This window comes from Arcobacter sp. 15-2, from assembly GCF_047159865.1.
Classification (GTDB): domain Bacteria; phylum Campylobacterota; class Campylobacteria; order Campylobacterales; family Arcobacteraceae; genus JAIOSF01.
The window spans coordinates 1113491-1126730 of the sequence record NZ_AP038804.1 but is presented as its reverse complement, the minus strand read 5'-3'; the positions used below and the strand labels follow the sequence as shown (position 1 = coordinate 1126730).

Sequence of the window (13240 nt, the reverse complement as noted above, 5' to 3'; positions counted from 1 at the left end):
TATCTTTACTAATAATTCAATCCTACTGCATCTCTTATAATCTTTAGTTTCTTTTGAGCAACTACTTGTGCTTTTTTGGCACCTTTAGCTAATATATCTTTTACTTCTTTTGGGTTATTTAAATAATATTCTCTTTTTTGTGCATAAGGTTCAAAATATTCATTTATTTTATCTAATAATGTCAATTTAAAGTGACCATACCCTTCACCTGGTGTAGCATATCTTTTTTGTAAATCGAGTAACTCTTGTTCCGTCATAAACAGTTTACATAAAGTATAAATATTACAATTTTCCCACTCTTTTACTTCATCCAACTCTTTTGAATCAGTTGTTATCTTCATCACTTGCTTTTTGATCGTTTTTTTACTACCAAACATATCAATTGTATTTCCATAACTTTTTGACATTTTTGCACCATCAGTACCTGGAACTGTTGCAACCTCTTCATCTATTTTAGATTCAGGCATAACTAAAATATCACCATAGTTATTATTAAAAGTATTTGCGATATCTCTTGCTATCTCTACATGCTGTATTTGGTCTTTCCCAACTGGCACTATATTTGAATCAAAAAGTAAAATATCCGCAGCCATTAAAACAGGATATGACAGTAAGCCATGATTTGAAGCAATTCCTCGTGCTGTTTTATCTTTGTAACTGTGTGCTCGTTCAAGTAGTCCCATTGGAGTATGATTTGATAGTATCCAGTAGAGTTCTAAAACCTCTGGAACATCACTTTGAATCCAAAATGTTGATTTTTCAGGGTCCATCCCTAAAGATAAAAAATTCACTGCAACATTAAATATGTTTTCTTGTAATACCTTTTTTTCTTTTACTGAAGTCAAAGCATGATACGACGCAACAAAAGCAAATAGTTCACCCTCATCTTGTGATTCTATCATCTTTTTAATCATACCAAAGTAGTTACCTATATGTAGCGTTCCACTTGGTTGAATTCCACTTAATATTCTCAAAATCAATCCTTAGTATATTTTTGATATAATAACTAAATTTTATGGAGTATTAGATGAAACAATTTTTTAGATATATTTTTCTTGGTGCACTAGCACTTATACCACTTTTAGTTGTTGTTCAATTAATTTTTTGGGTAAATTCTTTAAGTGTAAGATTTTTTGATTTTGTATCCTCATATACAAATAACCCTTTATATACAGCAGCTTTATTTGTTATTGTTATTTTGATTTTAGCTTTTGTTGGTTCCTCTATTGAGAAAGCTGGAAAATCATTTGTGATTTCTTTGATTGATAAAGTACTTGAAAAAGTTCCTGCCATTGGAACTGTATATTCAATTATTAAAAAGATTACTGAATTATTTAAACCAAACAGTAAAGATAGTAAAAAAGAGGTAGTTTTAGTAGAGTACCCAAAAGAAGACTCTTGGGTACCTGCTTATGTTTTAAGTAAACATGAAAATGTTTTGGTTTTATTTGTACCTACAAGTCCAAATCCAACAAGTGGATATACAGTTATTATAGAAAGATCAAAAATAAGAGAAACAACATTGACTGTTGCTGAAGCTAGTCAATTCATAGTTAGTATGGGATCAGATTTTGTTAAAAAAGAAGAGATTACCAAAATTATACAAGACACATTAAAAGAAAAACAAAAATAGGAAAATAGATGATAGATATAAAACTTTTACAAAAAGACTTCGACTCAATGAGTAAAGCATTAGAAAAAAAAGGTGTAACACAAGAGATATTAGCAAATTTGAAAAAGCAAGTTGAAGATGCAAAAGAGAAAAGAAAAGAGATGGAAGCATCTCAGGCAACACAAAAGAAACTATCTCAGCAGTTTGGTGCTTATAAAAAAGAAGGTAAAGATGTAACTCCACTACAAGATGAGATAAATCAACTCAAAGAAAATAAACAAAAACTTGAAGATGAAGTACGAGAGATAGAGTCAAGTCTACAAAATATCGCTATGGGTATTCCAAATCTTCCAGATGAAGATGTTCCTTTAGGTGCTGATGAAAATGAAAATGTTGTTTTAGCTACTATTGGAGAAAAACCATCATTTAGTTTTGAACCTAAAGAGCATTGGGAGTTGGGTGAAAATAATGGTATGATAGATTTTACAAGAGGTGTAAAACTAGCAAAATCAAGATTTGCAGCACTCAAAGGTATTGGAGCAAGACTTGAAAGAGCTTTGATCAACTACTTTTTAGACTTTAATCGTGAACGAGGTTTTGAAGAGTGGTATGTTCCTTTTATGGCAAATACAAATACTCTTGAAGGAACAGGTCAGCTTCCAAAATTTGGAGATGATTTGTTTAAAATCGAAGGGGAAGATTTATATCTTATTCCTACAGCTGAAGTGTGCCTTACAAATCTTTACAATGATGAGATAGTAGATAAAGATGAGTTACCAATGCTCCTTACTTCATACACTCCTTGTTTTAGAAAAGAAGCTGGAAGTGCGGGAAGAGATACACGAGGTATGATAAGACAACATCAATTTGACAAAGTCGAGATGGTAGCGATAACAACACCAGAGCAATCTGCGCAAATTTTTGAAAAAATGGTTAATTGTGCAAGTGATTTACTTACATCTTTAGGATTACCTCATCAAAAAGTTCAGTTATGTACAGGAGATCTTGGTTTTAGTGCTGCTACAACTATTGATCTTGAAGTGTGGTTACCAGGTCAAAATACATATAGAGAAATTTCATCTATTTCAAATACAAGAGAGTTTCAAGCAAGACGAGCAAAAATACGATACAAGGATGGAAAGAAAAATCTTCTTTGTCATACTTTAAATGGTTCTAGTTTAGCTGTTGGAAGAACTTTAGTAGCTGTTATGGAAAACTATCAAAACGAAGATGGGAGCATTACTATTCCCGATGTACTTAAAAAGTATATGTAAAAAATGATCTACAGATAAAGTATATGAAAGAATTATACTTTATCTTGAAATTTAGACCTTACAGCTAAAAACTCATCTAAATTTTCAAAGAAAATATCTATTAACTTTGGATCAAAATGTTTCCCTCTTTCTTCTTTAAAAAACTGGAATATCTTTTCATCATCCCATGCTTTTTTATAGACCCGGTCACTTCCTAATGCATCAAAAACATCTGCAACTGCTGTAATTCTTCCTAGGATATCTATTTGTTCACCTTTTAGATTATTTGGATAACCTGTTCCATTCCACTTTTCATGATGTGTTAAAGCTATCGCAGCTGCCATTTTTAATATTGATCTATCAGATACATCCAACATCTCGAAACCTTTAAGAACATGTGTTTGCATTACAGAAAACTCTTCATTTGTTAATTTTCCTGGTTTATTTAAAATAGAATCTGGAATTGCAACTTTACCTATATCATGCATTGGGCTTGCTTGCTTTAACATTTCAGACTCTTCATTTGATAGTCCATAATGATATGCGAGTATTTTAGAATACTCTGCAACTCGTTTTACATGGTTACCCGTTTCTTTAGATCGACTCTCTCCAATAGAACCCATCGTAAAAATGATCTCTTTTTGTATCTCTACAATATCTTTATTTGATGTTATATCTTCTCTAACAGCACTATAGCCTATGTGGTTTCCATCTTTATTAAACTCTGGTTCAAATTCAGCTTCAACCCAATAATAGCTTCCATCTTTTTTTCTATTTTTTACTTCTAAGGTAACATTATGTAGTTGCTTTAATTCGCTCCATAGGTATTCAAAAGATTTTTTCTCCATATCTGGATGTCTTATAATATTATGTGGTTTTCCTAAAAGTTCATTTTTTGTGTACCCACTAATTTTACAGAAAGCTTCACTTACATGAGTAATATTCCCTTTAAGATCTGTTTTTGAAAAAATTACATTCTTATCATACACTTGTAAAAGTGATTTTAATCTATCTTTTTGTTTTCGTATTTTTGCAGTTTTTAAAATAACCTCTTTGTTCAGCTTTTTTACATATTCACGATTTATCATCACCATTATTAATAAAATGAAAAAGATAAGCATAATAACTACTACTATTAATAAATCAATTGTAAAAGTATTTAACTCTGACATATCTATTAAATCTAACTTTGTAAATACAACAACAAAACCCATTGGTCCATTATTTATATTTTTTATTTGATATGTTGTTACTAAACTATCTTCAAATATTTTATATTTATTGATATTTAAAAACTCTCCAACACCCTCTTTTTGTATTTTGTGTAGTAATTCTTTTGAGGCATTCTTATTTACTACATAATTATTATCAATAAAAATTCCAGAAAATGGTTTAATAAATCTTTTCGTATAATCTTCATCCACTATAATAATAGGTTCAAGTTCGCTTTTCTTCAAATCTTCTGCAATCAAATCAAAATGGGAAATCAGTTCAACTATTCCTAAAAATTTTTCTTTATGAAAAAGAGGTATCATAGTTTTAAAAGTCATATCAAATCGACCAGTACTGATATTTTTCATTGCTCTAGGATTTTTCATCATTTCTCGTATATCTATTCGAGCTGCTGCTGCATTATCACCAACATTTTTAGTCCAACTTCTGTAAAAACTATAACCCTTATTATCAATTATTTGAATCCAAAGGTTTTTATATCCTGTCTGAGTCTCAATACCTTTAATGATCGAACTATAATCTATCAAAGAGTTATCTTTTGATAAAAGAGCGGAGATGAGATTTTTTTCTAAACTCAAAAGGTATGTTATTGCTGCTGTTTTTCCTTTGTTTTCTTGTATTTTTTCATCTATTGTTTTTTTTAACTCTATACTTTGATTTGTGTATATTTCATGCTTTATATCTTCTACTTTTAATAAATAGTAAAAATAACTTCCTACTATTGCTATTAAAAATAAGACGATATATATCATAACTTTTTTCATTTTTTTGTACCTATTTTGATCTAATATGAATTATAATACAATTGATATTAAATATAAGATACCTATATTTGCAGCTATTGACTCAAGCATATTATAAACAACTGTATAGTATGATAGCTATAAATAAGAGTTCTTAAAATAACTAATTAGTGAGTACTATGATAAAAAAAACAATAACAATTTTTCTTGCATTATTTTTTCTTTTAACAAAAAAAATTTTTGTTAGAGAAAATAGAATGCCACACAAAATAATGGATTCATTCTCAAATAAACTTCATTCTATTTTTATTTTTACTTCATTTTTTACTTTATATCTATCATGGTTTGAAATCTCTATCAATGGCTTTTCTATAAATACTATTATCTATTTCTTACTATTTTTACAGTTTGTACTTATCATAAGATATTTTAATCCAAAAATGCTAGAAGAGAAAAGACTACAATCAAAAATAATAAATTTTATCAAAAGATTTTCATTAGTTATTTTTATTTTGAACTGGTTAGTTTTTTCATTTGGATTAGCTTTTTTATGTATGGTATTAATTTTTATCAACTATATGTTTTATGTTTTCATAATTTTACAAATAAAAAAACAAAAAGAACAAGCAGAATTTAAAAGTCAATTTGGGCAAGGGAATTTCTCTCAAGAAGATATTGTCAAAAAACATATTATCAATCTTTTTGAGTCAGATATAGTATTATCTGATTTGTCTAGAAATAGTGTGAAAAAGCAATATCGATTGATGGCAAAAAAGTATCACCCTGATGTATATAAAGGGGAAGAGAAAGATAAATTTACTTCTATTAATCTTTCATATAACTATTTACTTGAGTTAGTCAAATAAATAGTACAGTAGTACTTAAAATATAAGTACTACTTTATAATTATGCTTTTACTTCTAATATCTCAATTGTTTCAATAATATCTTGTTGTTTAATACTATCTAAAACTTTAAAACTCTCTGTATCAGACTCTTCGATTCCTCCAAATACAGTATGTCCACCATCTAAATGAGGACAAGGAACAAAACAGATAAAAAACTGGCTACCGCCTGTATTTGGTCCTGCATGTGCCATTGATAAAGTTCCTTTTCTATGTACTTGACCAGCTGATTTTGTTTCACAAGCAATAGCCCAATCAGGTCCACTTGTACCAGTTCCTGCAGGACAACCACCTTGTGCCATAAATCCATCTATTACTCTATGGAAATTTAATCCATCATAAAATGTATCATTTGCTAAGTGTGCAAAATTTGCTACAGTATTTGGTGTATTTTCAGGTGTAAGTTTAATCCAGATTACACCTTTTGAAGTTGTTATTTTCGCATACTGTAATTTTGCTAATTCCTCTTTACTTAAATCATATTCTTTTAGTTCTTTTCCAAACATTTGTTTTCCTTTTTTATTTAATTTATTGTATTGTTTTGTTGTGTCGTGATACAATATCAACTACTTTTGAAGCATAACCCCATTCGTTATCATACCATATCACTAATTTTATCATTTTATTCTTTTTAACATCAATAAATCGATGATCTATTATACTTGTAAACTCTTCACCTTGAAAATCACTTGATACTAAAGGGCAGGTATTATTAAAAATGATTTTATATTTTTGTTTTGCCTCGTACTCTTTAAACAAATTTACTAAACTCTCTTTATCACACTCTTTTTCTACTGTTACTGTTACATTGATAGCACCAACTGTTGCAGTTGGAACTCGAATAGAGCTTGAAGAGATAAGATCATGAGTTATTGATGGAAGTACATAAGAACATGCATCAATAGTTGTAGTTTTACTTGGTATCATATTTTGTGTTGAACTTCTTCCAAACTCAAAATTACATTCTACATCTCTATTTTTACTTCCTATACACGCACTGTCTAAAGTTTTTTGATGATTTAGCAAAGGATGGATTGTTGTAATATCCCCATATTCTATTGTATAAGTATCATCAAGTAGTTTTAAAATTGGTAATAATGCTGTTGCATTACATGAGCTTGTAGAGATGATTTTATCTAGCTTATAATTAACTTGATTTTCATTTACACCAAGTATCACATTTCTATCTGCATAGATATTTGGATGGGTTAAATATATAGGTCGTATAATATTTTTTCTAATATATTCCAAATCAATTTTACTACCACTTGCATCAATAATAATATCAATATTATGAACTTCTAAATCTATATCTAAAATATTTTCACAATTAAAAATATGTATAGCACTTTTATTGTTGATAATACAATCGCCATCAACTTTGTATTTATCTTCAATTTTTCCATAAGTGGAATCATAATTGATAGAATATGCTATATTTTTAATATTTGTATTTAACTCATTGATTGCAACTATTTCAAAACTACTTTTAGACTCAGCAATTCTTAAAATTGCTTTGCCAATACGCCCTACTCCATTTAGTAATATTCTCATCAATTATTTAGTTTACTTTTCAATAATAAGTGCTTTTACACCTGGTAAAACTTTACCCTCTATTAATTCTAAAGAAGCTCCACCACCTGTAGAGATAAATGTCATCTCATCTTCATCTTCTGTTCTTCTTACTAAATCAGCAGTATCTCCACCACCTACAACAGTTGTAGCATACGAAGAAGCAACTGCATGAGAAATTTTTGTACTTCCTTTTGCAAACTTATCCATCTCATAAACACCCATTGGTCCATTCCATAAAATAGTATGTGCATCTTCTAATGCTTGAGCAAATAGTGTAGATGTAGCAGGTCCGATATCTAATCCCATCCAACCTTTTGGAATCTCTTGAATTGTTACAGCTTTTGCAAATGCTTCACTATCAAAAGCTTCAGCAGCTATTACATCTACAGGTAAATAAAATTTTACACCCAATTTTTTAGCTTCTTCCATAATAGTAAGTGCTTCAGGAATAAGCTCATCTTCGACAAGTGAATTTCCTATTTCATAACCAAGAGCTTTGAGAAAAGTAAATGCCATACCACCACCAATAATTATTTTATCAACTTTTGGCACAAGATTACGAAGTGCTTCAAGTTTTCCTGATACTTTAGAACCACCAACAATCGATACAAACGGTCGTTTTGGTGCTTCAATAATATGGTAAAAAAACTTTATCTCTTTTGCTAGTAAAAAACCAGCTGCTTTATGTTCAATATCAAAATGTTTTGCAATACCTTCAACTGAAGCATGAGCTCTATGAGAAACACCAAAAGCATCGTTGATAAAAACATCTGCCATATCAGCTAATGTTTTTGCTAAAACTGGATCATTTTTTGTCTCACCTGGTTCAAATCTCATATTTTCTAAAAGTAAAACTTCTCCACTTTGTAGATGATTTGCAATTGAGATTGTTTCATCACATACAACATTTGGAGCCAGTTTGATCTCTTGCTTTAAAAGAGTGTGTAGTCTTTTTGCAATTGGTTTTAAAGAGTATTTTTCTTCATAACCTTTTTTTGGTCTTCCAAAATGCGATGCAATAATAACAGCACAATCATTATCTATACAATATCTTATTGTATTGAGTGCTGATTTAATTCTTCTATCATCGGTAATATTTTGGTATTCATCTACAGGTACATTAAAGTCACATCGTATAAAAACTTTTTTGTTTGCTATATCTATCTTATTTATCTCTTGAATAATCATCATACAGCCCTTAATTTTTTGCTATATGTAGACCCATATCTACAAGTCTTGTTGAATATCCCCACTCATTATCATACCAAGAAAGGACTTTTACCATATTTTTATCAATCAATTGGATTGTATCCAAAGGCACAACAGTTGAAAGTGTTTCCCCTATAAAGTCTGAACTCACTCTTCCCTCTGTATCTACACCTAAAATACCTTTAAGGTTTCCAAGTGAAGCTTCTGTAAAAGCTTTTTGTACTTCTTCTAATGTTGTATCATTTTTTAATGTAACTGTTAAATCAACTACAGATACATTTGGAGTTGGAACTCTGATTGCTTGACCGTTTAGTTTTCCATTTAAATGTGGCATAACTTTTGCAATAGCTTTCGCAGCACCTGTTGAAGCAGGAATTAAATTTGTAGCTCCAGCTCTTCCTTTTCTTGGATCTTTTTTATCTTTTGCATCTAGGATTGGTTGAGAACTTGTGTATGAATGAATAGTTGTCATCAAACCTTTTTCAATGCCAAAAGCATCATCAAGTACTTTTGCCATAGGAGCTAAACCATTTGTAGTACATGAAGCATTTGAAACTATTGATTGCCCTGAATAAGTATTTTCGTTTACACCCATAACAAATGTTGCAGTATCATCTTTAGCTGGTGCTGAAAATACTACTTTTTTGATACCATTATCAAGATATCCTTGCACTGATTCTTGTGTTAAAAATGCTCCTGTACACTCTAATACAACATCTACACCTAAAGAAGCAAAATCTAAATTTGATGGATCTCGTTCACTAAATAGTTTCGCTTTATCGTTTCCAATGCAGATATATCCATTTTCAACTTTAATATCGTGTCTATTGCCATGAACTGTATCGTATCTAAGGTTATACTGAATCATATCTTCTGCTCCACTAGCATTTACAGCTACTAACTCAACATCATCTCGTGTAGCAACTATCTTTGCAACACATCTACCTATTCTACCTAATCCATTAATCGCAACTTTTACAGCCATTGTAATCCTTTCGGGTTTATAAATTTATTCTATTTTAGCTAATTTTTTCTATAAAAATGGTTAAAAACTTAAATTATAAATTAGTCAAAAAAGCTGTCTTCTTTATTTAAGTTACAGTTTGCTAAAATCGGATTTTAAAATATAAAATAAAGTTAACTACTATAGAGGATTTACAATGGGAATAATGATTCAGAAAAGAAATGGTCGCCAAGAGGTTTTAGATATAACAAAGATCCAGAAGCATACCATTTCTGCAACTGAGAATCTACCCGGAGTAAGTCAAAGTGAACTAGAAATAGATGCGCAAATAAAATTTATAGATGGTATGAGTTCAAGTGATATCCAAGATGCTTTAGTCAAAACTGCAGTTGAAAAAATAGATATAGATGTACCAAACTGGACATTTGTTGCTGCTCGATTATTTTTGTTTGACTTGTATCATAAAGTAGGAAAAGCTACTCATGGTATAAAAGGGAATGCTTATTGTCATTTAACTGAGTATATCAAATATGGTCAAGAAGCTGGACGAATTATCCCTGGACTTGAAGAAGGATATGATTTAGATGATTTAAGTCAATATCTTGACCCTACAAGAGATTATCTCTTTAACTATTTAGGTATGAAAACACTCTATGATAGATATTTATTAAAAAATAACGATAAACAACCTATTGAACTTCCTCAACAAATGTTCATGGGTATAGCTATGTTTTTAGCACAAAATGAAACAGATAAACAAGCAAAAGCAAAAGAATTTTATGATGTGATTTCTAGATTTGAAGTGATGTTAGCAACACCAACTTTATCAAATGCACGAACAAATAGACACCAACTTTCATCTTGTTATATAGGATCAAGTCCTGATAATATCGAAGGTATTTTTGATGGATATAAAGAGATGGCATTATTATCTAAATTTGGTGGTGGTATTGGTTGGGACTGGAACTCTATCCGTTCTTTAGGTGGAGTGATTGATGGTCACAAAAGTGCAGCTGGTGGTACTGTTCCATTTTTAAAAATCACAAATGATATCGCACTTGCAGTTGATCAATTAGGAACTAGAAAAGGAGCTATTGCTGTTTATTTAGAGCCTTGGCATATGGATATTGAAGATTTTATTGACTTAAAGAAAAACTCTGGAGAAGAGAGACGAAGAGCACACGACTTATTTCCTGCACTATGGCTAAATGACCTCTTTATGAAAAGAATTTTAGCAGATGAACACTGGACTCTATTTGATCCTTACGAAGTGAAAGATTTAGCAGGTTTAACTGGTGAGGCGTTTGAAAAAAGATATATTGAGTATGAAAATGATGCGTCGATAACTAAAGAACAAATGAAAGCAAAATCTTTATGGAAAAAAATATTAACTTCTTACTTTGAATCAGGTAGTCCATTTTTATGTTTTAAAGATACTGCAAATAAAGCAAACCCGAATGACCATACTGGGTTTATTAGAAGTAGTAACTTATGTACTGAAATATTCCAAAATACAAACCCAAATCATTATCTAATTAAAATCGAATTAGATAATGGTGAAGTTCTTACATTTGAAGAGGAAGATGAAGTAACTTTAGATAATGGGATAGTAAAAAAAGCCAATAAAATTACAGCATTAGATAGTTTACAAGGTCAAAAAATATTTATTGTTGAAAAAGAGAAAATCGATGGAGATACTGCTGTTTGTAATCTTGCCTCTGTTAATTTAAGTAAAATAAATACAAAAGAAGATATCGAAAGGGTAATCCCTACAGCAATTAGAATGCTTGATAATGTTATTGATTTAAACTTTTATCCTTTAAGAAAAGTAAAAGCAACAAATCTAAAAACAAGAGCTATTGGTCTTGGTGTTATGGGTGAATCACAAATGTTAGCAGAGTCATCTATTATGTGGGGAAGTGATGAGCATCTTAAAAAGATAGATAACATTATGGAAATCATAAGCTATAATGCAATTAATGCATCATCTAATTTAGCAATAGAAAAAGGTATCTACCCAACATTTGAAGGTTCAAAATGGTCTAAAGGTATTATGCCAATGGATTCAGCACCAATTGCTGTAAATGCATTGGTACAAAAAGACTTATTTGATGATGGATATGACTGGAATAAGTTAAGAGAAAAAGTAAAAGCTAATGGTATGAGAAATGGTTACCTTATGGCAATTGCACCTACTTCATCTATCTCTATTTTAGTTGGAACTACACAAGCTATAGAACCTGTATACAAAAGAAAATGGTTTGAAGAAAACTTAAGTGGACAAATTCCAGTAGTTGTTCCAAATCTTTCACCAGAAACATGGAATTACTATATCCCTGCCTATGAAGTAAATCAATTAGACCTTATAAAAGCTGCTGCTGTAAGACAAAAATGGATAGATCAAGGTCAATCTACAAATATATTTATGTCTTTAGATAAAGCAAGTGGAAAGTATCTCCACGAAATTTATACTTTAGCGTGGCAATTAGGATTAAAATCAACTTACTATCTAAGAGGTCAATCACCTGAATCAGTTTCAGATGTAGCAGACAGAAGTCAAGAATGTGTAGGGTGTCAATAAACTCAACTATACTAAAGAGTATGTTAAGAAGTCAAATTAACATACTCAATCTACAATTATCTGCTTCATTTTTAATTCTTTTTCAGATATAATTCTTTTCAAACAAAAATTTATATGGAGTACCATCATGGAAAGAAAAACAATTTATAACCCTAGTTCAGTTGAAAACTTAAACGATCGAAGAACTTTTGGTGGAAATCCTGATGGTATGATAAATTTTACAAAGTGTAAATACGAATGGGCATCTAGACTTTGGGATCAAATGGAAGCAAATACTTGGTTTCCAAGAGAAGTTCAAATGACCCAAGATGCAAAAGATTACAAATATCTTACACCACCAGAAAAAAGAATGTATGACCTAGTACTTTCACAACTTATTTTTATGGACTCCCTCCAAACAAATAATCTGATGGATAATATAAACCCATATATCACAGCACCAGAAATCAATGCTTGTCTTTCAAGACAGTCTTATGAAGAAGCAAATCATAGTAAATCATACGCTGTTATGGTTGAATCTATTTCTGATAATACAGATTTGATTTATGATATGTGGAAAACAGATGCAAAACTAAAAGAAAAAAACAATTTTATAGCTGGTACTTATAAAAATCTAAGTGGAGATATTTCAGATAAAAAAATAGTTTTAGCTATGTTTGCAAACCAAATCTTAGAGGGACTTTATTTTTATGCAGGTTTTGCTGCTCTTTATGCACTTGGTAAATCAGGGAAAATGTTAGGTTCTTCACAAATGATAAAATTTATTCAAAGAGATGAAGTAACACATCTTTTACTCTTTCAAAACATGATCAATAGTACAAAAAAAGAAAGACCTGAACTTTTTGATGATGAGTTAGAAGAAGAGGTAAGAACAATGTTCAGGCAAGCTGTAGATTTAGAATCTTCTTGGGGAGATTATATCACGCAAGGACAGATTTTAGGTTTTACTAAAAATATCATTCGACAATACATAGAATATCTAGCAGATAGAAGACTAGAAGCAATTGGTTATGCACCAGAATACAATGTAAAACACCCAATCCCTTGGGTGGATGGTTACTCAAGTTTTAACGACCAAAGAACAAACTTCTTTGAAGGAAATGTGATAAACTATTCAAAAGGTTCTATTGATTTTGATGATTTTTAATCTTCATAATCGATAGAAA

The 13240-nt window shown here is 30.3% G+C and carries 11 protein-coding genes; 5 read left to right on the top strand and 6 right to left on the bottom strand.

Annotated elements, in window-relative coordinates; genetic code table 11:
* Positions 1-8: 8 nt before the first annotated feature.
* Positions 9-974, bottom strand: a complete 966-nt coding sequence (gene trpS / locus ACMCMH_RS05970) for a tryptophan--tRNA ligase (protein ID WP_412727933.1) — start codon at positions 972-974, stop codon at positions 9-11.
* A gap of 53 nt (positions 975-1027) precedes the next feature.
* On the opposite strand from trpS, the gene ACMCMH_RS05965 reads away from it, so the two are divergent.
* Complete coding sequence (locus tag ACMCMH_RS05965; RefSeq protein ID WP_412727932.1) at positions 1028-1633, top strand: DUF502 domain-containing protein; 606 nt, start codon at positions 1028-1030, stop codon at positions 1631-1633.
* Between the two features lie 8 nt (positions 1634-1641).
* A complete protein-coding gene (serS, locus tag ACMCMH_RS05960; RefSeq protein WP_412727931.1) occupies positions 1642-2886 on the top strand; it encodes a serine--tRNA ligase in 1245 nt (414 codons plus the stop codon).
* Between the two features lie 32 nt (positions 2887-2918).
* Here the strand turns inward: serS and ACMCMH_RS05955 are convergent, their stop codons facing one another.
* The gene (locus ACMCMH_RS05955) at positions 2919-4862 is read right to left on the bottom strand and encodes an HD domain-containing phosphohydrolase (RefSeq protein ID WP_412727930.1); all 1944 of its coding nucleotides are present in this window, start codon (positions 4860-4862) and stop codon (positions 2919-2921) included.
* A gap of 158 nt (positions 4863-5020) precedes the next feature.
* Here ACMCMH_RS05955 and ACMCMH_RS05950 point away from each other — a divergent pair, with 158 nt between their 5' ends.
* Entirely contained in the window at positions 5021-5707 is a 687-nt protein-coding gene (locus ACMCMH_RS05950; RefSeq protein WP_412727929.1) for a DnaJ domain-containing protein, read from the top strand.
* Positions 5708-5747: 40 nt separating this feature from the next.
* Here ACMCMH_RS05950 and ACMCMH_RS05945 read toward each other — a convergent pair whose 3' ends face one another.
* Genes ACMCMH_RS05945 through gap form a run of 4 tightly spaced genes read right to left on the bottom strand, consistent with a single transcriptional unit; the run spans position 5748 to position 9514 of the window.
* Complete coding sequence (locus ACMCMH_RS05945) at positions 5748-6251, bottom strand: peptidylprolyl isomerase (RefSeq protein ID WP_412727928.1); 504 nt, start codon at positions 6249-6251, stop codon at positions 5748-5750.
* 22 nt (positions 6252-6273) lie between these two features.
* Positions 6274-7299, bottom strand: coding sequence for a glyceraldehyde 3-phosphate dehydrogenase NAD-binding domain-containing protein (locus tag ACMCMH_RS05940; protein WP_412727927.1), 1026 nt, complete (start codon positions 7297-7299; stop codon positions 6274-6276).
* Positions 7300-7311: 12 nt separating this feature from the next.
* Positions 7312-8508, bottom strand: coding sequence for a phosphoglycerate kinase (locus ACMCMH_RS05935; RefSeq protein ID WP_412727926.1), 1197 nt, complete (start codon positions 8506-8508; stop codon positions 7312-7314).
* Positions 8509-8518: 10 nt separating this feature from the next.
* Positions 8519-9514 (bottom strand): type I glyceraldehyde-3-phosphate dehydrogenase, encoded by a 996-nt coding sequence (gene gap, locus ACMCMH_RS05930; RefSeq protein ID WP_412727925.1) that lies wholly within the window; start codon positions 9512-9514, stop codon positions 8519-8521.
* A gap of 181 nt (positions 9515-9695) precedes the next feature.
* Between gap and ACMCMH_RS05925 the strand changes: the two genes are divergently transcribed.
* Both ACMCMH_RS05925 and ACMCMH_RS05920 read left to right on the top strand, forming a co-directional pair.
* Positions 9696-12074, top strand: a complete 2379-nt coding sequence (locus ACMCMH_RS05925) for a ribonucleoside-diphosphate reductase subunit alpha (protein ID WP_412728004.1) — start codon at positions 9696-9698, stop codon at positions 12072-12074.
* Positions 12075-12201: 127 nt separating this feature from the next.
* Positions 12202-13221, top strand: a complete 1020-nt coding sequence (locus tag ACMCMH_RS05920) for a ribonucleotide-diphosphate reductase subunit beta (protein ID WP_412727924.1) — start codon at positions 12202-12204, stop codon at positions 13219-13221.
* The last annotated feature ends 19 nt before the right edge of the window (positions 13222-13240 follow it).

Bases quoted from the DNA above. Each gene is read 5' to 3' on its own strand.
- ACMCMH_RS05965 (WP_412727932.1), top strand. From the start codon at position 1,028: ATGAAACAATTTTTTAGATATATTTTTCTTGGTGCACTAGCACTTATA.
- serS (WP_412727931.1), top strand. From the start codon at position 1,642: ATGATAGATATAAAACTTTTACAAAAAGACTTCGACTCAATGAGTAAA.
- ACMCMH_RS05955 (WP_412727930.1), bottom strand. From the start codon at position 4,862: ATGAAAAAAGTTATGATATATATCGTCTTATTTTTAATAGCAATAGTA.
- ACMCMH_RS05950 (WP_412727929.1), top strand. From the start codon at position 5,021: ATGATAAAAAAAACAATAACAATTTTTCTTGCATTATTTTTTCTTTTA.
- ACMCMH_RS05945 (WP_412727928.1), bottom strand. From the start codon at position 6,251: ATGTTTGGAAAAGAACTAAAAGAATATGATTTAAGTAAAGAGGAATTA.
- ACMCMH_RS05940 (WP_412727927.1), bottom strand. From the start codon at position 7,299: ATGAGAATATTACTAAATGGAGTAGGGCGTATTGGCAAAGCAATTTTA.
- ACMCMH_RS05935 (WP_412727926.1), bottom strand. From the start codon at position 8,508: ATGATTATTCAAGAGATAAATAAGATAGATATAGCAAACAAAAAAGTT.
- gap (WP_412727925.1), bottom strand. From the start codon at position 9,514: ATGGCTGTAAAAGTTGCGATTAATGGATTAGGTAGAATAGGTAGATGT.
- ACMCMH_RS05920 (WP_412727924.1), top strand. From the start codon at position 12,202: ATGGAAAGAAAAACAATTTATAACCCTAGTTCAGTTGAAAACTTAAAC.